The organism is Duganella sp. FT27W, assembly GCF_009295655.1.
GTDB lineage: Bacteria > Pseudomonadota > Gammaproteobacteria > Burkholderiales > Burkholderiaceae_D > Rugamonas > Rugamonas zoogloeoides.
Map to the genome: position 1 here is coordinate 1 of NZ_WHIV01000005.1, position 22,437 is coordinate 22,437.

23 protein-coding genes are annotated in these 22,437 nt (G+C 64.9%); 18 read left to right on the plus strand and 5 right to left on the minus strand.

The features are described from left to right. Both F8197_RS28655 and F8197_RS22010 read right to left on the minus strand, forming a co-directional pair. Positions 1 to 1,202: hypothetical protein (locus tag F8197_RS28655; protein WP_193333534.1), on the minus strand; the 1,202-nt coding region annotated here is incomplete at its 3' end. A 104-nt stretch (positions 1,203 to 1,306) separates the two neighbouring features. Continuing rightward, positions 1,307 to 2,437, minus strand: coding sequence for a M14-type cytosolic carboxypeptidase (locus F8197_RS22010; protein ID WP_152883666.1), 1,131 nt, complete (start codon positions 2,435 to 2,437; stop codon positions 1,307 to 1,309). Positions 2,438 to 2,718: 281 nt separating this feature from the next. On the opposite strand from F8197_RS22010, the gene F8197_RS29485 reads away from it, so the two are divergent. Both F8197_RS29485 and F8197_RS22020 read left to right on the plus strand, forming a co-directional pair. Further along, positions 2,719 to 2,904: a DUF4160 domain-containing protein gene (locus F8197_RS29485; RefSeq protein WP_373996977.1), complete on the plus strand. Its 186-nt coding sequence runs from the start codon at positions 2,719 to 2,721 to the stop codon at positions 2,902 to 2,904. Further along, entirely contained in the window at positions 2,864 to 3,130 is a 267-nt protein-coding gene (locus F8197_RS22020) for a DUF2442 domain-containing protein (RefSeq protein ID WP_152883667.1), read from the plus strand. Before F8197_RS29485 ends, F8197_RS22020 begins: the two co-directional genes overlap by 41 nt. Here F8197_RS22020 and paaX read toward each other — a convergent pair. Continuing rightward, positions 3,121 to 4,050: a phenylacetic acid degradation operon negative regulatory protein PaaX gene (gene paaX, locus F8197_RS22025; protein WP_373996943.1), complete on the minus strand. Its 930-nt coding sequence runs from the start codon at positions 4,048 to 4,050 to the stop codon at positions 3,121 to 3,123. The genes F8197_RS22020 and paaX overlap by 10 nt on opposite strands. A gap of 153 nt (positions 4,051 to 4,203) precedes the next feature. Between paaX and paaA the strand changes: the two genes are divergently transcribed. From paaA to F8197_RS22100, 15 genes are all read left to right on the plus strand, one after another. Then, entirely contained in the window at positions 4,204 to 5,193 is a 990-nt protein-coding gene (gene paaA / locus F8197_RS22030) for a 1,2-phenylacetyl-CoA epoxidase subunit PaaA (protein ID WP_152883669.1), read from the plus strand. Further along, positions 5,190 to 5,498 (plus strand): 1,2-phenylacetyl-CoA epoxidase subunit PaaB, encoded by a 309-nt coding sequence (paaB, locus tag F8197_RS22035; RefSeq protein ID WP_152883670.1) that lies wholly within the window; start codon positions 5,190 to 5,192, stop codon positions 5,496 to 5,498. The genes paaA and paaB overlap by 4 nt, the downstream gene beginning before the upstream one ends. A gap of 9 nt (positions 5,499 to 5,507) precedes the next feature. Further along, positions 5,508 to 6,260 (plus strand): 1,2-phenylacetyl-CoA epoxidase subunit PaaC, encoded by a 753-nt coding sequence (gene paaC, locus F8197_RS22040; protein ID WP_152883671.1) that lies wholly within the window; start codon positions 5,508 to 5,510, stop codon positions 6,258 to 6,260. Between the two features lie 134 nt (positions 6,261 to 6,394). After that, complete coding sequence (gene paaD, locus F8197_RS22045) at positions 6,395 to 6,985, plus strand: 1,2-phenylacetyl-CoA epoxidase subunit PaaD (protein WP_152884550.1); 591 nt, start codon at positions 6,395 to 6,397, stop codon at positions 6,983 to 6,985. Between the two features lie 10 nt (positions 6,986 to 6,995). After that, positions 6,996 to 8,081, plus strand: a complete 1,086-nt coding sequence (paaE, locus tag F8197_RS22050) for a 1,2-phenylacetyl-CoA epoxidase subunit PaaE (RefSeq protein ID WP_152883672.1) — start codon at positions 6,996 to 6,998, stop codon at positions 8,079 to 8,081. 12 nt (positions 8,082 to 8,093) lie between these two features. Continuing rightward, positions 8,094 to 8,900: a 2-(1,2-epoxy-1,2-dihydrophenyl)acetyl-CoA isomerase PaaG gene (paaG, locus tag F8197_RS22055; RefSeq protein ID WP_152883673.1), complete on the plus strand. Its 807-nt coding sequence runs from the start codon at positions 8,094 to 8,096 to the stop codon at positions 8,898 to 8,900. A 1-nt stretch (position 8,901) separates the two neighbouring features. Then, on the plus strand, positions 8,902 to 10,479 hold the full coding sequence (gene paaH / locus F8197_RS22060) for a 3-hydroxyacyl-CoA dehydrogenase PaaH (protein ID WP_152883674.1): 1,578 nt from the start codon (positions 8,902 to 8,904) through the stop codon (positions 10,477 to 10,479). Beyond that, positions 10,472 to 10,921: a hydroxyphenylacetyl-CoA thioesterase PaaI gene (paaI, locus tag F8197_RS22065; RefSeq protein WP_152883675.1), complete on the plus strand. Its 450-nt coding sequence runs from the start codon at positions 10,472 to 10,474 to the stop codon at positions 10,919 to 10,921. The genes paaH and paaI overlap by 8 nt, the downstream gene beginning before the upstream one ends. 15 nt (positions 10,922 to 10,936) lie before the next feature. Further along, the gene (paaK, locus tag F8197_RS22070; protein ID WP_152883676.1) at positions 10,937 to 12,268 is read left to right on the plus strand and encodes a phenylacetate--CoA ligase PaaK; all 1,332 of its coding nucleotides are present in this window, start codon (positions 10,937 to 10,939) and stop codon (positions 12,266 to 12,268) included. Between the two features lie 10 nt (positions 12,269 to 12,278). Continuing rightward, entirely contained in the window at positions 12,279 to 13,493 is a 1,215-nt protein-coding gene (gene pcaF, locus F8197_RS22075) for a 3-oxoadipyl-CoA thiolase (RefSeq protein WP_152883677.1), read from the plus strand. Between the two features lie 2 nt (positions 13,494 to 13,495). Beyond that, positions 13,496 to 14,107 (plus strand): phenylacetic acid degradation protein PaaY, encoded by a 612-nt coding sequence (gene paaY, locus F8197_RS22080; protein WP_152883678.1) that lies wholly within the window; start codon positions 13,496 to 13,498, stop codon positions 14,105 to 14,107. Between the two features lie 140 nt (positions 14,108 to 14,247). Further along, on the plus strand, positions 14,248 to 16,293 hold the full coding sequence (gene paaZ, locus F8197_RS22085; RefSeq protein ID WP_152883679.1) for a phenylacetic acid degradation bifunctional protein PaaZ: 2,046 nt from the start codon (positions 14,248 to 14,250) through the stop codon (positions 16,291 to 16,293). Positions 16,294 to 16,374: 81 nt separating this feature from the next. Further along, positions 16,375 to 16,638 (plus strand): hypothetical protein, encoded by a 264-nt coding sequence (locus F8197_RS22090; protein ID WP_152883680.1) that lies wholly within the window; start codon positions 16,375 to 16,377, stop codon positions 16,636 to 16,638. Then, positions 16,629 to 17,054, plus strand: a complete 426-nt coding sequence (locus tag F8197_RS22095; RefSeq protein WP_152883681.1) for a PIN domain-containing protein — start codon at positions 16,629 to 16,631, stop codon at positions 17,052 to 17,054. The genes F8197_RS22090 and F8197_RS22095 overlap by 10 nt, the downstream gene beginning before the upstream one ends. Before the next feature lie 66 nt (positions 17,055 to 17,120). Beyond that, positions 17,121 to 17,549: a hypothetical protein gene (locus tag F8197_RS22100; RefSeq protein WP_056137846.1), complete on the plus strand. Its 429-nt coding sequence runs from the start codon at positions 17,121 to 17,123 to the stop codon at positions 17,547 to 17,549. Here F8197_RS22100 and F8197_RS22105 read toward each other — a convergent pair. Next, the gene (locus F8197_RS22105) at positions 17,546 to 18,769 is read right to left on the minus strand and encodes a Xaa-Pro peptidase family protein (RefSeq protein ID WP_056137845.1); all 1,224 of its coding nucleotides are present in this window, start codon (positions 18,767 to 18,769) and stop codon (positions 17,546 to 17,548) included. The genes F8197_RS22100 and F8197_RS22105 overlap by 4 nt on opposite strands. A gap of 112 nt (positions 18,770 to 18,881) precedes the next feature. Between F8197_RS22105 and F8197_RS22110 the strand changes: the two genes are divergently transcribed. Continuing rightward, positions 18,882 to 20,531 carry an S-layer protein gene (locus tag F8197_RS22110; RefSeq protein ID WP_227012369.1) on the plus strand — a complete coding sequence of 550 codons (1,650 nt, stop codon included), beginning with the start codon at positions 18,882 to 18,884 and terminating at the stop codon, positions 20,529 to 20,531. Positions 20,532 to 20,541: 10 nt separating this feature from the next. Here the strand turns inward: F8197_RS22110 and F8197_RS22115 are convergent, their stop codons facing one another. Next, positions 20,542 to 22,395 carry a M4 family metallopeptidase gene (locus F8197_RS22115; RefSeq protein WP_152883682.1) on the minus strand — a complete coding sequence of 618 codons (1,854 nt, stop codon included), beginning with the start codon at positions 22,393 to 22,395 and terminating at the stop codon, positions 20,542 to 20,544. Positions 22,396 to 22,437: the final 42 nt, after the last annotated feature.

Here is a 22,437-nt window from a genome sequence, read left to right on the forward strand (position 1 = left end):
AGAGCAGTATCTGCGCCAGTACTGGCAGCGACACCAGCACCAGCACCAGCACCAGCACCAGCACCAGCACCAGCACCAGCACCAGCACCAGCACCAGCACCAGCACCAGGACCAGCACCAGCACCAGCACCAGCAGCATCGGCAGCGACACCTGCGCCAGAGTCAACTCCGCCAGCACTGGCAACCCCGTCCAGCGGCTGATCGGCCAGCGACAGCAGCGGGATCTGGTTCGCCGCCATCACCAGTATCCGCATCCGCTCCATGGTGCGTCGGGCCGTGGTGGCGGCGCGCGAGGCGGGTGCTTCCAGCGTCATGCGCAGCAGCGTGTCGAACATGATCTTGCTGCCCATGCTGTGTGCGATCACCACCAGCGGCACATTGTCGGCTGTGTCAACGCCGGCCAGCACGTGCAGGATGGCGTCGCGCATGCGCAGCTGGATCGCATCGCGCGCCACGCCCTGGTAGATCAGCGCGTCTGGCAGGCAATCGTCGATCAGGGTGTCTTTCAGGCGGGCGTTCAGGAGCGCGCGTTGATGCGGATACGGTGGCGCGCCGGTGCAGATGGCCGACTTGCCGGTCTGGTCGTAGCACAGCTGGCGCTTGAGCGGCGTGGTCAGCGGCGACCAGATCAGGGCATTGAAGCGCAGGCGGCCGGCAGGCGTTTCGACCGTGGTGGGCACGATCTCGATGCCGCCGGCATCAGGGGCGACGGCGCGTGCCGTGGACATGGTGGCGCTGTCGATCGCCTGCGCTAGCTGCGCCACCACCTGCTGCGCCCAGCGGGCGTCGTGGGTGCAAATGCCGTGGACCAGCAGGACATCGGTGGTGCGGGAGCCCGCTTCGGCGAGAGCACGGGTCTGTGCTTGCGCGCCGGCGCGGGGCTCCGATGCAGTGGTGGCGAAGAAGTCCGCGTCGGCGCTGGAGGGGCGCCCCGCATCAGCGGCAGCGCGAACCTCGGCCTGCGCAGGCAGATCCACCAGGCCGGGGAAGCGGGTATCGGCGTCGAGGATCTGTGGCGGACTGTACGGCGTGCTACAGGCGGCCAACAACACCAGGCAGCCCGGCGCCGCAGCAGACATGAGGCGGCCGACAGGATGGCAGCGGTTGGTGTGATTGATGCGGCAGACGTGGTGGAAGTGTGTAAAGCCGGTGAGGCGGAACAAGGCGGCAGCCGTGCGGCGCGCAGATAACAGAATGTTCATGCTGAACCTCCAGGAAAGGCGCCGGGTGGCGCCTGCTGGAGGCCAGTGTATTTTTGCGGACGTCGTCCGCCTTGTCCTGGCGCAGCGCCAGGACAAGCAAAGCGTTACTGCTGCGCGACCAGCGTTTGCAGTACCGGTTGCAACACAGCTTTGCCCAGCTCGGCGCTGCGGGCGCCGTTCCAGCCGGTGTCGGCGTCCGGATCGTTGGCGTTGTCCTTGAATGGCAGTTCCACCGTCAGCGACAGGCAACCGAACTGGTGCGTGATGTGGGGCGAACCCATGGTCAGCGTTTCGTCGGTGTACGGGGTTTCGCCGTAGCCATACTCGTCCTGGAAGTCCGGGCTGGCGATCAGGAAGTTGTCGATGAAGTATTGCTGGCCCTCGGCCTGGTCCGGGGTCCAGGTCGGCAGCGACTCGCTGCCCGCCACGAACACGTACGGCAAGCCTTCGTCGCCGTGGATGTCGAGGAACAGGTCGCAACCAATTTCCAGCATCTTGTTTTTCACCAGGTACACTTCCGGGCTGCGTTCCATGGTCGGGTTCAGCCACTCGCGGTTGAGGTTGGCGCCAGCGGCGTTGGTGCGCAGGTTGCCGCGTACCGAGCCGTCCGGATTCATGTTCGGCACCACGTAGAACACGGCTTCCTTCAGGCAATTGCGGCCGAACGGGTTGGCCGGATCGAGCAGCGCTTCGATCATGCCTTCCACGAACCATTCAGCCATCGTCTCGCCCGGGTGCTGGCGTGCGATCACCCACACTTTTTGTTCGGCTTCCGGATCGCCGATCACCAGCATGTTCAGGTCGCGGCCGTCGATGGTGCTGCCCAGGTCGATCTGTTTGACCAGCGGCGACAGTTGCGCGTTGTCCAGCAGCGCCAGGTGACGTTCCCACGAGTACGGCTCGAAATAGGCGTAATAGACGCTGTCGTATTCGGGCGTGTGGTTAATCGTCATCACTTCGCCATCGAACGAGGTCGGCACGCGGAACCAGTTGTCGCGGTCGTAGCTGGCCACGGCCTGGTAGTCTTTCCAGCCATCGGGGTAGGCGGTCTTGCCGGCGTTGAGGAAACGCAGCGCCAGCGGGGTCGATGCACCGCCTTGCACGCGGAAGTAGAACCACTGGGTAATGTCGGCGTGCGAGTCCTTGCGGATGTTCAGGTCGATCGCGGCCGGGTTGTCGGCGGAAATGACGTCAATGGCGCCGGCGTCGAACTGCTGGCTGATTTTGATAGGCATGGTGGATAGTCCCGTTGAATTCAGTGTCGAGCGCTTGTGGCGCAGTGGCGACATCATACAGGGTGGTGGCGTTTTGGCGTATCTCAACTATGCCGACAAGTACGTTTGCGCTGGCGCAAGCTCTGTCGAGATGAAGCTCGCTAAGGTGGTTGATTGCCGCCGCTCAGGACATCATGATCGGCGCCACCGCGTTGGATCACGGGAGTATGATTGCCATGACGCCTACATTATTTCGGGACGGTAGCTTTCGCTATTTTTTCTTTTCGCGGGAGGAAACCAGAATGCATGTTCATGTGTCTCACCCTGACGGCGAGGCCAAGTTTTGGTTGGAGCCTGTAGTCGAGTTAGCCTCAAACAAAGGCCTGTCAGCGCGACAGTTACGAGCGGCGCAACAGTTTGTTGAACTTCACCAAGGGGAGATGCGCAATGTCTGGCAAAAATGGTTTTCCACCCAGCCTGGGCGTTGAGGTAGTTGAAATTGACGAGTCGGGATTGCGGCTCGACCTCGGCACGGAGTCACTTTGGCTCAGTTACGCGGATTTCCCATGGTTCGCCGGCCAGCCCGCCGAATTGGTGCGCGCGGTGGAGCGGTCTGCGCCTGAGCATCTGTATTGGCCCGCACTCGACATCGACCTGTCGCTTGCCTCGATTCGTGATCCTTCCGCGTTTCCGCTGATAGCCGCTCACCCCTGACGCAAGCCCCCGAACCGCGCATAAAACGCCGTCTCCGCCGCTGGCGCCTCCGGGTCTTCGCGGCGCAGCACGCTGTCGATGTGCTGTTCGGCGGCCGTGTGCACGGCCAGGTACAGCTGGCGCGCCAGGGCATAGGCCTGGGTGCCGGGCCAGGGCGCGGGCAGCAGTTCGGCCGGCAGTTGCGGGTCGTGCAGTTGCACGCGGCGATAGGCGTGGATCAGCAGGGTGCGGATCACGAAGGCCTGCTCCGGCGTCAGCTGGTCGGCCACGCCGCCGTCGAGCCCTTCTGCGAGCGGTGCAAAGCGCGCCAGGAATTGTTCGTAGCCGGCCGCCACTTCGCGCACGTCCCAGCCGGTTGCCACCAGGTCGCCCAGCGACCGCGCGCCCACACCGGGCACGGTGGCCGCGCGCACCACGAACAGCTTGCCGGCCACGCCCAGGCGCGCCAGCACCTCCGCCAGCGCGGCCGGTTCGGCGGCTGGATGGCCGAGGATGCCGGGCGCGACCACGCTGTAGCCCTCCCACAACAGTTCCTTGCGCACGGCCGTGCGTTCGGCCGGCGTCAGCGCGCCTTCGCCGCTGATGACCAGGGTCCAGCTGCCGTCCCAGTGCGCGTGCGGCTCGGCGTAGATGCGGCGGTAAGCGTGGGAAAAACGCGCCATGGCGTCGGGCGTGATCGCATAGGCGCTGCGGCGGCCGTCGCGCCGGGCGCCAAGCCAGCCCTCCTGCGCCAGCCGAAACACGGCCGTGCGCAGCAGCCTGTCATTGACGCCGAACGGCGCCAGCAACTCGATCAGGCTGCCCAGCCACACCATGCCGCCGTGCGGCACGATGGCGTCGCCGAAGATGGTCACCACCAGCGATTTCGAGCGCGGCGGGTCGTGGGCAAGGAAGTCGGTGATCCAGTCGGAGCAGTGCATATCGGCCAACAATGTCTGAAAACAGCAGTTTACCGGGTGAAACGCATTTTAAGGGTATTAAATGCGGAATTTTGATATGACTCAAAAAAACGGTAGCGAAAACGATTTGTGTATCGTATTATGATTTCAAGCCAGTACAGAGGAGGAGACGATATGTACGCCCAGCAAGTAGAGACCGGCCTGAGCACGGTCCGCACCACCGCCGACATGGCCGACGACGAACGCGCCTTCCAGGCCCGCATCGACGCCGGCGTCCGCATCGAGGCCAAGGACTGGATGCCCGACGCCTACCGCAAAACCCTGATCCGCCAGATCTCCCAGCACGCCCATTCGGAAATCGTCGGTCAGTTACCGGAAGGCAACTGGGTCACGCGCGCCCCCACGCTCAAGCGCAAATCGATACTGCTGGCCAAGATCCAGGACGAAGCCGGCCACGGCCTGTATTTGTACAGCGCCGCCGAGACCCTGGGCGTTACCCGCGACGAACTGCTGGCTGCCTTGCACAGCGGCAAGGCCAAGTATTCGAGCATCTTCAATTACCCCACCTTGTCATGGGCCGACATGGGCGCCATCGGCTGGCTGGTCGATGGCTCGGCCATCATCAACCAGATCCCGCTGTGCCGCTGCTCGTACGGACCGTATGCGCGCGCCATGGTCCGCGTGTGCAAGGAAGAGTCGTTCCATGCGCGCCAGGGCTACGACATCATGCTGTCGCTGGCGCGCGGCACGCCCGAGCAAAAGGCCATGGCGCAGGATGCGCTCAATCGCTGGTGGTGGCCGTCGCTGATGATGTTCGGCCCGTCCGATGCCGAATCGGTCAACAGCGCGCAGTCGGCGCAGTGGCGCATCAAGCTGTTTTCCAACGACGAACTGCGCCAGCGCATGGTCGATCAGACCGTGCCGCAGGCCGAGTTCCTGGGCCTGACCGTGCCCGACCCCGACCTGCGCTTCAACGCTGAGACGGGCCACTACGAATTCGGCGCCATCGACTGGACCGAATTCCAGAATGTCTTGAAAGGTAATGGCCCGTGCAACCGTGAGCGCCTGCGCACGCGCGTCGATGCCTGGGAGGAGGGCGCCTGGTTCCGCGAGGCGCTGGTGGCGCACGCCGACAAGCACGCAGCAGTGAAGGAGGTCGCATGACAACGCAAACGAACCCGCAACCGAGCAAGGAATGGCCGCTGTGGGAAGTGTTCATCCGCAGCCAGCACGGCCTGGCGCACAAGCACGTGGGCAGCCTGCATGCGCCCGACGCCGAAATGGCGGTCAACAATGCGCGCGACGTGTACACCCGCCGCAACGAAGGCGTGAGCATCTGGGTGGTGCGCGCGGCCGACATCGTCGCCAGCAGCCCGTCCGACAAGGGCGCGCTGTTCGAGCCGGCCAACAGCAAGGTCTATCGCCATCCCACCTTCTTCCCGATGCCGGAAGAAGTGAAGAATTTGTAAGGAGCGGCCATGGACCCGAAAGTAAATTACCTGCTGCGCCTGGGCGATAACGCCCTGATCCTGAGCCAGCAACTGTGCCGCCTGTGCGGCAAGGGCCCGGCGCTGGAAGAAGACATGGCGCTGTCCAACGTGGCGCTCGACCTGCTGGGGCAAACCCGCCTGTGGTACGAGTACGCGGCCGAATTGGAAAACGCGGGCCGCGACGAAGACCGCCTGGCCTATCACCGCGATGCCCACGACTTTAAAAACTGCCTGCTGCTCGAACAACCGAACGGCAACTACGCCGACACCATGATGCGGCAGTTTTATTTCGACACTTGGCACTACTTCCTGATCGCGGGCCTCACGCACAGCAGCGACCCACGCATTGCCGCCATCGCCGAAAAATCGCTGAAGGAAGTCACATACCACCTGCGCCGCAGCGGCGACCTGGTGGTGCGCATGGGCGACGGCACCGATATCAGCCACGCCAAAACCCAGGCCGCCGCCGACGCGCTGTGGATGTACAGCGGCGAAGTATTCAAGTATGACGCAGTGGACCACGCCATGGTCGATGCGGGCATCGCACCACGGGCGGACGCGTTGCGCACGCAATGGCTGGCGCACGTGGCGGAGATTTTTGCCGAAGCCACGCTGGCGATGCCACCCAAGGACGCCTGGATGCAGAGCGGCGGCAAGCAGGGGCGCCACACCGAGCATCTCGGGTTCATCCTGGCCGAGATGCAGTTCCTGCAGCGCGCGTATCCGAACGCGCAGTGGTGAGGGAGCGCTAAATGAGCGTACCAAAAGAAGCTCCTTCCCTCGCCAGCCCTAAAGCCATCATCCCCGCGAACGCGGGGATCCTTACTGAGCGTCCCATCAAGCGGTCTATGGATCCCGCGTCGGCGGACCGCCGCATGCGCGGCGATGACGGAGCGGCGGGTGGCGGCTTCGATGAAGAACTTGTAACTCGATGGCTTTCAGAAATCCCCGATCCTGAAATCCCCGCCATCAGCATCACTGACCTCGGTATCGTGCGCGGCGTTCGGGTTGACGGCAAAGTCTGTCACATCACCATCACGCCCACCTACAGCGGCTGCCCCGCCATGCAAGTAATCGCCGACGCCATCACCGAGGCGCTGCGTGTAAAAGGTGTGCAGCAAGTGGTGCTGCACACCCAGCTCACGCCTGCCTGGACCACCGACTGGATGACGGACAGCGGCAAGCAAAAGCTGCGCGCTTACGGCATCGCGCCCCCGGCCGAACAGGCGCAGGTGATCGACATCAGCCGCCTGCGCGCGGGCGCCGCCACCGTTGTTACGGCAGTAACTGCCGCCTCAGCAGTCTCGCGCCGGGGGATGCACGCCGTCCCCAAACCGGCGATAGCCTGTCCCCACTGTGGCTCCACCCACACGGAAGTCACCAGCCAGTTCGGCTCCACGCCCTGCAAGGCGCTCTATAAATGCCTGGACTGCCGCGAACCGTTCGATTACTTCAAGTGTCACTAGGTTAACCACCATGAGCCAATTCCATCCACTGACCGTGTCCCAGGTGCGCCACGAAACGCGCGACACCATTGCCGTCACCTTTGCCGTGCCGCCCGCGCTGCGCGCCAGCTACGCCTACCAGCAGGGCCAGCACCTGACCCTGCGCGCGCAGATCGACGGTGAAGACGTGCGCCGGTCGTACTCGATCTGCTCGGCCGTGCAGGACGATGCGCTGCGCGTGGCCATCAAGCGCACGCCCGGCGGCGTATTCTCCGCCTGGGCCGTGGACCATTTGCAACCGGGCGCCGTGCTCGACGTGATGCCGCCGTCCGGTCACTTCAACGTGCCGCTCGACGCCGCCAACCGCAAGCACTACCTGGCCTTTGCCGCCGGCAGCGGCATCACGCCGATCCTGTCGATCATCAAGACCACCCTGGCATTCGAGCCGCACAGCCGCTTCACGCTTTTCTATGGCAACCGCGCCAGTTCGTCGGTGATCTTCCGCGAGGAACTGGCCGACCTCAAGGATATTTACCTGGATCGCCTGCGCATCGCCTACGTGATGAGCCGCGAGCAGCAGGACATCGACCTGTTCAACGGCCGCATCACGCAGGACAAGTGCGCCGAGTTTCTGCGCTATTGGGCCCGCGTCGATGACGTCGATGTCGCCTTTATCTGCGGGCCGGAAGACATGATGCTGGGCGTGTCCGCCGCATTGCAGGCAGCGGGCATGCCCAAGGACGCGATCAAGGTCGAACTATTTGCCGCCACCGGCGCCAACGGCGCGAGAAAAGCACGGACCCACGCCGCCGCACCAGACAGCGCACACCAGAACACGGAAGTGACGGTGATCATGGACGGCAGCGCGACCAGCTTCACCATGGCGCAGGACCAGGAGTCCTTGCTTGACGCCGGCCTGCGCGCCGGCATCGACATGCGCTACTCGTGCAAGGGCGGCGTCTGTTCCACGTGCCGCTGCAAACTGGTCGAAGGGCAGGTCGATATGGACATCAACTACGCGCTGGAAGACTACGAGGTGGCGCGCGGCTTTGTGCTCAGCTGCCAGAGCTTCCCCATCACCAGCAAGGTGGTGATCGACTTCGACCAGGCCGAATAACCAGGAGACACCATGAACGCCAAGAATTATCAAAACATCCTGTTCGGGATCGACGCCGGCGTTGCCACGCTCACCCTGAACCGTCCCGATAAGCTCAACAGCTTCACCCAGGCCATGCACGAGGAAGTGCGCGACGCCCTGCGCAAGGTCGGCGCCGACAAGAGCGTGCGGGTGCTGGTGCTCACCGGCGCCGGGCGCGGCTTCTGTGCCGGCCAGGACCTGTCCGACCGCGCCGTATCGAATGCGCCGGGCACGCGGCCGGTGGACCTGGGCGACTCGGTCGAGAAGAACTATGCGCCGCTGGTGCTGGCGCTGCGCGCCTTGCCCATGCCCGTGATCTGCGCCGTCAACGGCGTGGCTGCCGGCGCCGGCGCCAACCTGGCGCTGGCCTGCGACATCGTGCTCGCTGCCAGTTCCGCGTCGTTCGTGGAGGTATTCTGCAAACTGGGCCTGATTCCCGACACCGGCGGCACGTACTTTTTGCCGCGCCTGGTCGGCACCGCGCGCGCCATGGGCCTGGCCATGCTGGGCGAAAAGCTCACCGCCGACAAGGCCGAGCAGTGGGGCCTGATCTGGAAAGCCGTGCCCGATGCCGACCTGGCCGCCGAGACCGACAAGCTGGCGCGCCATTTTGCCAGCGCGCCCACCCAGGGACTGGCATTCACCAAGCAGGCCATCCACGCCAGTGCGCACAACACCTTGCAACAGCAGCTTACGCTCGAATGCGCCATGATGAGCGAATTGGGACGCACCAGCGATTACCGCGAGGGCGTGGCGGCCTTCATGGAAAAGCGCGCACCGCAATTTACGGGGAAATGACATGACCGCACTGTCTCAAGACCGGGTGGTGGCCGTCATCGGCAGCGGCGCCATGGGCGCCGGCATCGCCCAAGTGGCGGCCGTTGCCGGCTACACCGTCAAGCTGTACGACAGCCGCCCCGAACCGGTGGCCAAGGCCATGTCCGATATCGCGCTGGCCCTGAATAAACTGGTGGCCAGGCAGCGCATGAGCTCCGTGGACGCTGCCGCTTCGCTGGCCCGGCTGCAACCGGCGCTCACCCTGGAAGACATCGCAACCGCCAAACCGGGCCTCGTGGTGGAAGCCATCGTTGAAAACCTCGACGCCAAGCGCGCCCTGTTTGCGCAGCTGGAAAGCCTGGTGGACGACGGCTGCATCCTGGCCACCAATACCTCGTCGATCTCGGTCACGGCCATCGGCGCCAAATTGCGCGCACCTGGCCGGCTGGTGGGCATGCACTTCTTCAACCCGGTGCCGCTGATGGCGCTGGTGGAAGTGATCAGTGGCCTGGCGACCGACAGCTCGGTGGCGCAGACCGTGCACGATACCGCTGCCGCCTGGGGCAAGCACCCGGTGCTTGCGCGCTCCACGCCCGGCTTCATCGTCAACCGGGTGGCGCGCCCGTACTATGCCGAAGGCTGGCGCCTGCTGGCCGAAGGCGCCGCCGACGCGGCCACCATCGACGCCGTGCTGCGCGAGGCCGGCGGCTTCCGCATGGGGCCCTTCGAGCTGATGGACCTGATCGGTCACGACGTCAATTTCGCTGTCACGCAGTCGGTGTTCGAAGCGTACTTCAACGATCCGCGCTTCACGCCGTCGGTCTTGCAGCAGGAACTGGTCAACGCCGGCTTCCTGGGCCGCAAGGCGGGGCGTGGCTGTTACCGCTACGGCGATGGCGCCGTCAACGAGCCGGCACAGCAGGAAGCGCCGCAACCGGTGCCCGCTTTTGTGAGCTACACCCGGGATGCCGGTGCCCTGGCCGCCGCCACGCATCCGCACGGCGGCGCCGTGACCGACGCGCTGGCGCAGCGCCTGCGCACCGCCGGCATCGAGGTGGCCCACCGCAAGGTGGAAAAGAGCGTGGACGATGCCCCTGCGTTCCACTGCAACGGCGCCGCCGTGTATCTGACCGATGGCCGCAGCGCCACGCAGCGCGCCGCCGACAACCAGCATCCGGACACGGTTCTCGTGGACCTGGCGTTCGACTACGCCAGCGCCAACCGCATCGCCATCGCCTGCGCCGACCAGTGCGCACCGGAGGCGTACCAGGCGGTGGTGGGCCTGCTGCAAGCGGCCGGCTTCACTGTTACCCGGCTCGACGACGTACCCGGCATGGCCGTCATGCGCACCGTCGTCATGCTGGCCAACGAGGCGGCCGATGCCGTCAACCAGGGCGTGTGCAGTGCCGATGGCGCCGATGTCGCCATGCAGAAGGGCGTCAATTATCCACGCGGGCCGCTGGCCTGGGCCGATGCCATCGGCGTGGGCCACGTGGTCGCCGTATTGAACAACCTGGCCGCCAGCTATGGCGAAGACCGATATCGCGTGTCGCCACTGCTGCGGCGCAAACACGCGGCAGGAGCAAGCATCCATGCATGAGACACTGACCGACCTCACTCCGCAGGCCCTGGCCGAAAAAGTCGCTGCCGCCATGTATGCGCGCGATCCCGCCTCGCAAGGGCTGGGCATCACGCTCGATGGTGTTGGCGCCGGCTGCGCCACCATGTCGATGGCCATACGCGCCGACATGCTCAATGGCCACGGCAGCTGCCACGGCGGTTTTATCTTTACCTTGGCCGACAGCGCGTTCGCTTTTGCCTGCAACAGCTACAACCTCAATACCGTGGGCGCGGCGTGCACCATCGATTACCTGGCGCCGGGGCGGCAGGGCGACGTGCTCACCGCCAGCGCGCGCGAACAGGCGCTGGCCGGCAAAAGCGGCGTCTATGACGTCACCGTGGTCAACCAGGAGGGGCGCACGATTGCCCTGTTTCGCGGCAAATCGCTGCGCGTGGGCGGCCACGTCCTGGCAACCGAATAAAAGACAGGAGGAGACATGGTACAACGCACACCCGAACCGTCGGACCTGGAGCCGATCGAACGCGCCAGCCGCGACGAACTGCAAGCGCTGCAACTGCAACGCATGCAGTGGACGCTGCAGCACGCGTACGACTACGTGCCGCACTACCGCAAGGCGTTCGACGCGGCCGGCGTCCATCCCGCCGATTTGAAATCGCTGGCAGACCTTGCAAAATTTCCGTTCACCGGCAAGAAGGAACTGCGCGAAAACTACCCGTTCGGCATGTTCGCCGTGCCGCGCGAGCAGGTGGTGCGTGTACATGCGTCGAGCGGCACCACCGGCAAGCCCACCGTGGTGGGCTACACCCAGAATGACATCGACACCTGGGCCAACGTGGTGGCGCGCTCGATCCGCGCGGCGGGCGGGCGGCGCGGCGACATGGTGCATATCTCGTATGGCTACGGGCTGTTCACCGGCGGCCTCGGTGCGCACTACGGCGCCGAGCGGCTTGGCTGCACGGTGGTGCCGATGTCCGGCGGCCAGACCGAGCGCCAGGTGCAGCTGATCGAGGATTTCAAGCCGTCCATCATCATGGTCACGCCGTCGTACATGCTCAACATCATCGAGGAATACCAGCGGCAAGGGCTCGACCCCGCCGCCAGTTCGCTCAAAGTCGGCATCTTCGGCGCCGAGCCGTGGACCGACGCCATGCGCCGCGAAATCGAGCAGCGCGCCGGCATCGACGCGGCGGACATCTACGGCTTGTCCGAAGTGATGGGCCCCGGCGTGGCCAGCGAATGCATCGAGAGCAAGGACGGCCCGGTGATCTGGGAAGACCATTTTTACCCGGAGATCATCGACCCCGACACCGGTGAAGTACTGCCCGACGGCGAGGAGGGCGAACTGGTATTCACCTCGCTGACCAAGGAGGCGCTGCCGATCATCCGCTACCGCACGCGCGACCTCACGCGGCTGCTGCCACCTACTTCACGCGCGATGCGCCGCATCGGCAAGATCACCGGCCGCTCGGACGACATGCTGATTATCCGGGGCGTAAACGTGTTCCCGTCGCAGATCGAGGAACTGATCCTCAAGATGCCGCTGCTCGCGCCCCAGTACCAGCTGATCATCAAGCGCGACGGCCACCTCGACCAACTGGAGGTGCTGGCCGAGCTGCGTCCGGAGGCGGGCAACATGCTCACCGGCGACAACGAAGCACTGGCCCAGCAGTTGGCAAATGAGCTGGAAATTCGCATCAAGACCAACGTGGGCGTCTCCACCCGGGTGCGGCTGGTGGCCCCCAACGGCATCGAACGCACGCTGACTGGCAAGGCCCGCCGCGTGATCGACCAGCGCCCCAAGTCATAAAGGACATGCAATGACCGAGAATTCCGCATACATCTGCGACGCCATCCGCACCCCGTTCGGCCGTTACGGCGGCGCCCTGGCCAATGTGCGCACCGACGACCTGGCCGCGCTGCCGATTGCCGCCCTCATCGCCCGCAATCCCACGGTGGACTGGGCCAGGGTCGATGACGTGTATTACGGCTGCGCCAACCAGGCCGGCGAGGACAATCGCAACGTTGGCCGCATGGCCGCGCTGCTGGCCGGCCTGCCGGTCGAGGTCCCGGCCAGCACCATCAACCGCCTGTGCGGCTCCAGCCTGGACGCCGTGGGCAGCGCAGCGCGCGCCATTCGCACGGGTGAGGCACACCTGGTCATCGCCGGCGGCGTGGAGAGCATGACGCGCGCGCCGTTCGTGATGGGCAAGGCCGACAGCGCGTTTTCGCGCAGCGCCAAGATCGAGGACACCACGCTGGGCTGGCGCTTCGTCAATCCGCGCATGAAGGAGCAGTACGGCATCGACAGCATGCCCGAGACGGCGGAAAACGTGGCCGCGCAGTTCCACATCAGCCGCGCGGACCAGGATGCGTTCGCGCTGCGCAGCCAGCAGCGCTGGGCCGCCGCCCATGCGGCTGGCGTGTTCCGCGACGAGATCGTGCCGGTCGCGCTGCCGCAAAAGAAGGGCGACCCCAAAATCTTCGAGACAGACGAGCACCCGCGCCCGGACACCACCATCGAGACACTGGCAAAACTCAAAGGCGTGGTGCGCGCGGACGGTACCGTTACCGCCGGAAATGCCTCGGGCGTCAACGACGGCGCCTGCGCCATCCTGCTCGCCTCGCACAGCGCTGCCGAGCAATACGGCTTGCGCAAGCGCGCCCGCGTATTGGGCATGGCTACCGCCGGCCTGGCGCCGCGCATCATGGGCTTCGGCCCGTCACCGGCGTCGCGCAAGGTGCTGGCGCTGGTGGGCCTGACCATCGACCAGATGGACGTGATCGAATTGAACGAGGCGTTTGCCGCCCAGGGCCTGGCCGTCACGCGCGACCTGGGCCTGGCCGACGATGCGCCCCACGTCAATCCCAACGGCGGCGCGATCGCCATCGGCCATCCTCTGGGCGCCTCGGGCGCGCGGCTGGTGCTGGCCGCCCTCACGCAACTGGAACGTACCGGTGGCCGTTACGCGCTGTGCACCATGTGCATCGGCGTGGGGCAGGGTATCGCGGTCGTCATCGAGCGGGTGGCATAGTCATGGTCAAGGTCTATGAAATCAACGGCGTCACCCCGGTGGTGCACCCCACTGCGTACGTCCATCCCAGCGCAGTGCTGATCGGCGACGTGATTGTCGGACCGCGCTGCTACATCGGGCCGCTGGCCGCGCTGCGCGGCGACTTCGGCCGCCTGATTTTAGAGGAAGGCGCCAACTTGCAGGACACCTGCGTGATGCACGGTTTTCCCGGCGCCGACACGGTGGTGGGCGTCGATGGCCACATCGGCCACGGCGCCGTGCTGCACGGCTGCCGCATCGGCCGCAATGCGCTGGTCGGCATGAACAGCGTGGTGATGGATAACGCGGTGATCGGTGCCGAGTCCATCGTCGCGGCCATGAGCTTTGTCCGCGCCGGCATGGAAGTACCGGAGCGCAGCATGGTGGTCGGCACGCCGGCCAAGGTGGTGCGGCCGCTGCGCGACGACGAAATCGCCTGGAAAACCAGCGGCACTGGCCAGTACCACGAGCTGGCAGTGCGCTCGATGAACACCATGCGCGAGGTGGACGCACTCACCGACATCGAGCCTGACCGCCCGCGCGTCCAGTGGGACAGCGCCTTGCCGCTCCACCTGCACAAGAACGCCTCGGCATAAGGGGACCTCGAAAAACCTACTGCGCGACCCGCTATCGCCTCTCCGTTGCTCAGCGTACCTCCGTACGCTTGCGCTACTCAAGACGATATCGAGCCGCTCGCTACGGTTTTTCGAGGTCCAACAAACAAGGAGAACTAACCATGATTCCAACCCTGCAAAGCCTGATCGGCGGCCGCTGGATCGGCCGCGAGGCGGCCACGCCGCTGCACAACGCCCTGACCGGCGGCCTGATTTACCACACCCATGCCGACGCCATCGACTTCGGCGAAGCGGTCCATTACGCGCGCAAGACTGGCGTCCCAAGCCTGATGAAACTGGACTTCCAGCAGCGTGCCGCCATCCTCAAAGCCCTGGCGCTGTACCTGCTGGAGCGCAAGGAGGAGCTGTACGCGATCTCGCACCTCACCGGCGCCACCCGCGCCGACAGCTGGGTCGATATCGAAGGCGGCACCGGCACCCTGTTTGCCTACGCCAGCATGGGCGGGCGCGAGCTGCCATCGTCGAATGTGCTGCACGAGGGGCCGGCCATGGCGCTCGGTAAAAACGGCGGCTTTGCCGGCACCCACATCCTGGTGCCGCGCGGCGGCGTGGCGGTGCATATCAATGCCTTCAATTTCCCGATCTGGGGTTTGCTGGAAAAATTCGCACCGAGCTTCCTGGCCGCCATGCCATGCATCGGCAAGCCGGCCACGGCGACGAGCTATCTGACCGAAGCCGTGGTGCGCATGATGCACGAATCGGGCCTGCTGCCTGAGGGGGCACTGCAACTGGTAATCGGCAGCACCGGCGACCTGCTCGACCGCCTGGAAGGATTCGACGCCGTCACCTTCACCGGCTCGGCCGACACTGCCGCCAGGCTGCGCGTGAACCGCAACCTGGTTGCACACTCGGTGCCGTTCACCGCCGAAGCGGACTCGCTCAACTGCGCCATCCTGGCGCCCGACATCACGCCTGACGACCCCGAGTTCGACCTGTTCGTCAAGGAAGTGGCGCGTGAGATGACCGGCAAGGCGGGGCAGAAGTGCACGGCCATCCGTCGCATCATCGTGCCGGAAGCGATGGTCGATGCGGTGGGCACGCGCCTGCGCGACCGCCTGGCCAAGGTCAGTGTGGGAGATCCTGCCGTGGAAGGCGTGCGCATGGGCGCGCTGGCATCAAAAGAACAGCAGCGCGACGTCGGCGAGCGCCTGGCGCTGCTCGCGCACGGCAACGAGGTGCTGTTCGGCGCGCGCGACGGCTTTACACCGGTCGGCGACGGCGTGGCCGATGGCGCGTTCTTCGCGCCCACCTTGTTGCTGTGCCGCGACGGCATGACCAACGACGCCGTGCACGACGTGGAGGCATTCGGTCCCGTGAGCACCATCATCAGCTACCACGGCATCGACCAGGCGCTGGCGCTGGCCGCGCGCGGCAAGGGTTCGCTGGTATCGACGCTGGTGACGAAGGAGCCGGCGATCGCCGCCTACGCGGTGCCAATGGCCGCCGCCTCGCATGGCCGCGTGCTGATCCTCGAGCGTGAAGCGGCGGTGGACTCCACCGGCCACGGCTCGCCGCTGCCGCAGTTGAAGCACGGCGGGCCTGGTCGCGCGGGCGGCGGCGAAGAACTGGGCGGCATCCGCGCGGTGCGCCATTTCCTGCAACGGGCGGCGGTGCAGGGTTCGCCCACCATGCTGGCGGCGGTCACCGGAGAATATGTGCGCGGGGCGCGGGTGCAGGAGAGCGAAGTACACCCGTTCCGCAAGCACTTCGAGGAACTGCACATCGGCGACTCGCTGCTCACGCACCGGCGCACCGTCAGCGAAGCGGACATCGTCAACTTCGGCGGCGTCTCGGGCGACTATTTTTACATGCACTTCGACGACATCGCCGCCAGGGACACCCAGTTCGGCAAGCGCATCGCCCACGGCTACTTCGTGCTGTCGGCCGCCGCCGGCCTGTTCGTCTCACCGGCGCCCGGCCCCGTGCTGGCCAACTACGGCCTGGACAACCTTCGCTTCGTGGCGCCGGTCGCCATCGGCGACACCATCCGCGCCCGCCTCACCTGCAAACGCAAGGTTGACCGCAACCGCACCGACGACAAGGGCGTGGGGCAGGGCGTGGTGGCCTGGGACGTGCAGGTCACCAACCAGCATGACGAGCTGGTGGCCAGTTATGACATCCTGACCCTGGTGATGAAGCGGTGTTGACTTTGCCGCGCGCACATCATATGCCGGGTAGTGAAGAATGTTATACACTGGCTGGACCTGATAACTGGCAGGAGGTGTGTGATGGCTGAATCAGACATTGAGTTGGCCGACCGCGAACTGGAAATGTTGCAATCGTTCGCAACTGCGCGCGGCATCGCACCCGCCGGCATGACACGCCTACAACTACTCGAAGCGATTACCAGCGAGCCTGGCGCGCCAGCCAATGCAGGGCGCTTTCGACGACTAGCTGCCATCATGAGTGTCCACGGTATCTGGAAAGGCGATCCCGACAAACCACGTGATGCCGTCGAGTATCAACAAGAAATACGCGCCGAATGCCCTTAGTTCTTTTCGACTCCAATATCCTGATAGATAATCTCGAAGGCCATGGCGCGGCGGTTATCGAGCTCATGAACTATCGGGATGCTGTGATCAGTTCGATAAGTTGGGTGGAAATTGCGTGCAAAATGGATCACACGGCGCGGCAGCATTTCAAGAAATTTTTGGCCGACACTGGTATTGGCGTAGTGCATCCCGACGACGACATCATGGAACGTGCCGCAGTCATCCGAGGCCATAGCCTGAGGGCACCACCTAAGCTCCCCCTTCTGGACTGCATCATTCGGGCTACTGCCGAAGCTTATGGCCGACTGGTCATTACACGCAATCCCGCCGATTTTGGCGGGGAGGGGCCGATGGTCAGGGTTCCCTATGAAATTATCAACGGTGTAGCTGTGAATATCAAGCCACCGCCGCCGTGACAGGTTAGTGCTTTCCAATTCCCCGCCCACCCTGCACAATAGCGCTTTCCCTCAGCAGGCGGCGCCATGGCACTTTTTACCAAGACTCAATTCGTCCTCAATCCGATGGAGAACCCGCGTACCTGGGTGACTTTTGGCGTAGCCATCGCTTGCCTGCTGGCGGTGGGGCTGCTGCCGCGCGGGTTCGATTTCGTGGGGATACTGCGCATTGCCATGCTGGGCGTGGCCGGCTATATCGGCGCGGCCGCCATCGAACACCTGCCCGTGCGCGGTACCGTGCTGGTAGCCGACAGCACGGCCTTTTTGGCGCGAATCGCCATGTTCGGCTATGTGCCTACCGGCGAGTCGGCGCAGGGCCAGGTGTTCACCCACCGCAGCGCGTCGCCGATGCGCCATATCTATAGCCCGATCGTGGTGGGCCGTACGGTGGGCAGCACCTTTACCGCCACCGTGCCGCTGCGCTTCTACCGCGCAGTAAAAGACTTAAAGGCTTAAACCTTCAGGCCGAACGGATCGTCGATGCTGTACGCCGGTTCGGTAAACCATTTCGGGCCATGTTCCGTCATGTAGAAATGGTCCTCGTGGCGCACGCCGAATTCGCCGGGGATGCAGATCATCGGTTCGTTCGAAAAACACATGCCCACGTCCAGCAGCGTCTTGTTGCCGCCGACCAGGTACGGCCACTCGTGGATATCGAGGCCGATGCCGTGGCCGGTGCGGTGCGGCAGGCCTGGCAGCTTGTAGCCGGGACCGAAACCATCTTCTTCCAGCGCACGGCGGGCCGCCTGGTCCACCGCTTCGCACGGCACGCCCAGCTGCGCGGCCGCAAACGCCGCCAGTTGCGCCTTCTTCTCGCTGTTCCACACCGACCGCTGACGTTCGCTGATCTCGCCGTACACATAAGTGCGGGTGATGTCGGAGATGTAGTTGTGCAGTTTGCAGCCGGTGTCGATCAGCACCGTGTCGCCGGGCTTCAAGGTCTGCACATAGCTCACGCCGTGCGGGTACGCGGTGGCCTCGCCGAACAGCACGATCACGAAGTATGAGCCGGAAGCGCCCACCTTGCGGTGCGCGCGGTCGATGAACTGTTCCACCTCGGTGGTGGTGATCCCCTCGTGCAGGATCGAGGCGGCCGCCACGTGCACGGCCATCGTCATGTCCTTGGCGCGCTGCATCAGCGCGATCTCGTTGGCGGACTTGCGGGTGCGGCAGTGGGCCGTTACCAGGCTGGCGTTTTCCAGTGCATAGCCCGCAGCCAGCGGACGGATGCCGTCGTAGATGAAGAAGGCGGCGCTCTCGCAGATGCCGATGCGCGGCGAGGCGACAGTATCGGGCGCAATCCCCATGCGCGCTAGCGTGTCGATGAACAGCTGGTACGGGCTTTCGTGCTCTTCCCAGCAGTTGACCGGGCCGTCCACCAGCATGAAGTCCTTCAGCGTGCTTTCCTCGAAGGCTGGAGCGATGTATTCGATGGCGCCGCTGGCGGGCAGGATGGCGCCCACCATGCGTTCGCTGGCGTGCCACTTGGTGCCGGTGAAGTAGGTGAGATTGGCGCCGGCGTTGATGTAGATCGCCGCCACGCCCTGTGCGCGCATGAAGGCCTGGGCGCGCGCCACGCGTTCCAGGTGCTCGTCTTTGGCGATCGGGACTGCGCCCGCCGTCATGTCCGATAAAGAGGCCAGCGCCTCGTCGATGGTCTTGCCGCCTATGGTCATAGCTGTCCCTGCACAAATTGGATAATGGTCCGCGATGATAGCAGCTGTCATCAGGCCGTAACAGGGCGCTGTTATCGTGCCGGCACCATGAACCTACTTTCAGGATGATATTATGTTGCACCGCCCCCGCTTGTCTCCCCGTTATATGCTCATCCCGACCGCGATCGCCATTGCCATCACCTTTGCTGCGTGCGGCGGCGGCGACGATGACACCATCCAGAACAACGTGCCGCCGATCGCCCAGGGCCGCTGGATCGCCGGCGACCTGCACACCCACACCACGCAGTCGGCCGACGCCGACGTGAGCCAGACCCTCGACAAAATCCTCGGCAAGGCCTTCACCAGCTATGGCCTGGACTGGATGGCAGTGACCAACCACCTGCGCGTCTCCACCCGCGACGACAAGGGCGCGCTGCTGGCCGCGCCGATCCCGATGGCCACCGGCGTGGAGCGCTACGAGCAGCCGCGCCTGGCCGCACTGCAATCGGCCGGCACCTATGCCGACAAGCTGATTTTCTCGGGCTTCGAGTGGGACATGCCTACCCACGACCACATCGGCATCGGCATTTTCGAGGGCGCCGACAAGTCGGCCGGCGCTCCGCTGGCCGTGAGCACCAAAGGCGTGCGCGAATTCGAATACCTGTTTACCACCCGCGACCCCGCCATGTTCGACGCGGCCGACGTCACGGCGTGGAAGGCCAAATACGGCGACACCCGCTACAACAAGACCGCCGACGATGCCTTGAAGGCGATCTCCTGGCTCAAGGACAATTACCCCAACACCAGCTACGCGGTGATCAACCACCCATCGCGCAACAAGGGCAGCTACACGGTGGAAGACTTCCGCCGTTTCAACGACACCGCGCCCGACATCATGTTTGCCATCGAAGGCATGGTCGGTAACCAGATGGAGCCGGACCGTGGCGGCTACACCGCCGCCTACACGGCAGAGAATGCGCCGCTGCGCGCCTATGGCGGCGCCGACTACGTGGTGGCCAAACTCGGTGGCGTGTGGGATGCGCTGCTGGGCGAGGGCCGCCGCGTCTGGAACCTGACCGATTCCGACACCCACTTCAAAATCGTCGGCAACAACAGCAGCGGCTACTTCCCGGGCGAGTATGCCAAGAACTACGTGTTCAACAGCGCCACCGGCGCGCCGACCGCAAAAGACCTGCTGCAAGGCCTGCGCTCGGGGAAAATGTTCTCGGTGTACGGCGACCTGGTGAACGCGCTCGACTTCAACCTGGCCAGTACCAGCGACCGCAAGGAAATGGGCGGCGAACTGAAAGTGGCCAATGGCGAAAAGGTGGTGGTCACCATCCGCTTCAAGAGCCCGACGAAGAACAACTATGAAAAGCCGGTGGACAGCGGTGCTTCAGCCAGCGTGAAACCGGTAGTCGACCACGTGGACCTGATCGTCGGCGACGTGGGCGGCAAGGCTGCGCAAGGCACCGCCGCCTACGCGGTGGCCACCAACGCCAGCACGCGCGTGGTCAAGCGCTTTACCAGCGCCGACTGGAAGACGGACGCCGATGGCTACAACACCATCACCTACGAAACCACCGCCACGAAGAGCCAGTACTTCCGCCTGCGCGGCACCAACCTGGGCACCGATGTGGCGGGCCTCACGCAGAGCGGCGAACCGCTGGCCGACCAGCGCACCAGCACCGCCGACGCCACCCAGCGCTTCAACGACATCAACGACCGCAACTACCGCAGCCTGTGGTTCTATTCGAACCCGGTGTTTGTCACGGTGCGTTGATCGTCCGGCGTCACTTGGCCTCGTCGATGTCCTCGCCGACGTTGATGGCGGCGTAGGCGCGCTGCACGGCCACGGCTTCCTTCGAGTCGGCGCCGTACAGCTCCTGCGCCGCCTCGAGCACCTTGGCGCGCGCGACCGCGTAGTTGGTGCTCGAGGTGAACTTGGTGCTCAGGGCCCGGAACCAGATCCGGTACGCCTTGTCGTTGCCGATGCCGGTCATCGCCTGCGGCGACTTCACCAGGTACTTGCTGTGAGCATCGCTGGCCGGATCGGCGTTCGAGCCCTGCGCCAGGAAGTAGAACATGCGGTTATTCGGTCCGCTCGAATAGTGGACGTCGAGCTGCTTGAGCGACGTGCTCCAGGCATCCGCGCTGCGCCCGTCCAGGCTGGGCTTGACCATGTAGCGCAGCGGCTTCTTGTCGCGGCTGATCTCCTGGCCCACCATCCAGTCATTGCCCTTGGCCGGTATCACGGCGCCGGTGCCGCCGGCGCGCGCGTACGCTTCCACCATCTCGCCGCCGATGTCCGAGTGAGATTCATTGAGCCCGCCCGATTCGCCCGAGTACACCAGGTCCGCTGTAGCGGCGGTGACGCCGTGCGACATCTCGTGGCCGATCACGTCGATCGATCCCAGGTTATAAAAATACGAGCCGCCGTCGCCGATGAACATGCACTTGCAGCGGTCGTCGTAGAAGGCGTTGTCGTAGTCGCGATCGACGTGGACGGCGATGTGGGTGGCGGTGTTGTTGCCATCGAGGGACTGCCAGCCAAGGACGTTGCGGTTGGTGTCGTAAGTGTTCATCAGGCCCCAGAAGGCGTTGACGGCGGCGGTCTGGCCGTTGGCGTCGGTGGTGCTGCCGCCGTTGTATTGCTTGCCGTCGCCCCAGGTGTTGGTGGCGTTGACATAGACGTCGCCGGGATCGGGGTTGTACATCGAGCTGTGGTCGGCGTTGGTAATCGCCATGCCGCCGAAGCGCCCGCCCTTGCCGCGCGTGGCGTCGAGCATGCGGAACTGGCTGCCGTTGGGCGACGTGGACAGCGCCACCACGCCGTTGTACTGGCTGTTGCCGGTCCCGGTTCCGGTGCCAGCCCCGGTACCGCCACCACCGTCACCGGCCGTTTGCAGCGCCTGCCACTGGGCGATGATCGCGCCCGTCCTGGCATCGACGATGGTGTCGTGATAGACCGGCTGCCTGTCCCTGACCATGCGCGTTTTGACGTAATAGGCCAGCGCGTAGCGCTGTACCACTTCCTGCACATCGAGCGCGTTGAGCTGGGCTTCGGGCTTGTTGGCGGCGGCCGCCGTGCGCGTGCTGGTCACCACGGGGTAGAGCAGCAGTTCGGCGACCGGTTGCCAGCGATGCTCGATCTTTGGCATGCCGTCGCGCACCGAGCGGATCGCTACGGTGATCGCCTGCTGGGGCGAGAGTTTCGGTTTCAGGTCGGCCGGTGCCGGCGCTGCCGCAGCATCGCCGGCGGCCAGGCTTTGCGCCCCGGGCCGGCGGTCGGTGACCGAGGCGCTGACGATGGCGCCGGTGGAATCGGTCACCACCACTGCTTCGGAGCCGAACACGCGCAGGCCCTCGTAGGTGTGCTGCACGCGCGAGATTTTCTGGCCCTCGGCGCCGGGGTGGTGGGCGGCCAGGCGGAAGCTGTACCGGGGCGCGGTCAGCGTGCGCGTCGTTTCACGGGCCTGGTCGAACGCGGCCAGGCGCGCCAGCAGGCTGGTGCTCTCCTGCGACGAGGGCGGCGCCACCGGTCCGCCCATCATGGGTGGCGACAACGGCTGGGCCATCGCGGCGGTGGCAGCCATGACGGCGGCTGCCAGGGTGGAGACCGATAGCAGGGAAATGTGCAGATTCATCTTGTCCTCCTGAATCCTGATTCCGATTCCAGCGCGCATCGG

Excerpts from the sequence above, each read along its gene's own strand:
- F8197_RS22010 (WP_152883666.1), bottom strand. The coding sequence starts at position 2,437 with ATGCCTATCAAAATCAGCCAGCAGTTCGACGCCGGCGCCATTGACGTC.
- F8197_RS29485 (WP_373996977.1), top strand. The coding sequence starts at position 2,719 with ATGCATGTTCATGTGTCTCACCCTGACGGCGAGGCCAAGTTTTGGTTG.
- F8197_RS22020 (WP_152883667.1), top strand. The coding sequence starts at position 2,864 with ATGTCTGGCAAAAATGGTTTTCCACCCAGCCTGGGCGTTGAGGTAGTT.
- paaX (WP_373996943.1), bottom strand. The coding sequence starts at position 4,050 with ATGCACTGCTCCGACTGGATCACCGACTTCCTTGCCCACGACCCGCCG.
- paaA (WP_152883669.1), top strand. The coding sequence starts at position 4,204 with ATGTACGCCCAGCAAGTAGAGACCGGCCTGAGCACGGTCCGCACCACC.
- paaB (WP_152883670.1), top strand. The coding sequence starts at position 5,190 with ATGACAACGCAAACGAACCCGCAACCGAGCAAGGAATGGCCGCTGTGG.
- paaC (WP_152883671.1), top strand. The coding sequence starts at position 5,508 with ATGGACCCGAAAGTAAATTACCTGCTGCGCCTGGGCGATAACGCCCTG.
- paaD (WP_152884550.1), top strand. The coding sequence starts at position 6,395 with ATGCGCGGCGATGACGGAGCGGCGGGTGGCGGCTTCGATGAAGAACTT.
- paaE (WP_152883672.1), top strand. The coding sequence starts at position 6,996 with ATGAGCCAATTCCATCCACTGACCGTGTCCCAGGTGCGCCACGAAACG.
- paaG (WP_152883673.1), top strand. The coding sequence starts at position 8,094 with ATGAACGCCAAGAATTATCAAAACATCCTGTTCGGGATCGACGCCGGC.
- paaH (WP_152883674.1), top strand. The coding sequence starts at position 8,902 with ATGACCGCACTGTCTCAAGACCGGGTGGTGGCCGTCATCGGCAGCGGC.
- paaI (WP_152883675.1), top strand. The coding sequence starts at position 10,472 with ATGCATGAGACACTGACCGACCTCACTCCGCAGGCCCTGGCCGAAAAA.
- paaK (WP_152883676.1), top strand. The coding sequence starts at position 10,937 with ATGGTACAACGCACACCCGAACCGTCGGACCTGGAGCCGATCGAACGC.
- pcaF (WP_152883677.1), top strand. The coding sequence starts at position 12,279 with ATGACCGAGAATTCCGCATACATCTGCGACGCCATCCGCACCCCGTTC.
- paaY (WP_152883678.1), top strand. The coding sequence starts at position 13,496 with ATGGTCAAGGTCTATGAAATCAACGGCGTCACCCCGGTGGTGCACCCC.
- paaZ (WP_152883679.1), top strand. The coding sequence starts at position 14,248 with ATGATTCCAACCCTGCAAAGCCTGATCGGCGGCCGCTGGATCGGCCGC.
- F8197_RS22090 (WP_152883680.1), top strand. The coding sequence starts at position 16,375 with ATGGCTGAATCAGACATTGAGTTGGCCGACCGCGAACTGGAAATGTTG.
- F8197_RS22095 (WP_152883681.1), top strand. The coding sequence starts at position 16,629 with ATGCCCTTAGTTCTTTTCGACTCCAATATCCTGATAGATAATCTCGAA.
- F8197_RS22100 (WP_056137846.1), top strand. The coding sequence starts at position 17,121 with ATGGCACTTTTTACCAAGACTCAATTCGTCCTCAATCCGATGGAGAAC.
- F8197_RS22105 (WP_056137845.1), bottom strand. The coding sequence starts at position 18,769 with ATGACCATAGGCGGCAAGACCATCGACGAGGCGCTGGCCTCTTTATCG.
- F8197_RS22110 (WP_227012369.1), top strand. The coding sequence starts at position 18,882 with ATGTTGCACCGCCCCCGCTTGTCTCCCCGTTATATGCTCATCCCGACC.
- F8197_RS22115 (WP_152883682.1), bottom strand. The coding sequence starts at position 22,395 with ATGAATCTGCACATTTCCCTGCTATCGGTCTCCACCCTGGCAGCCGCC.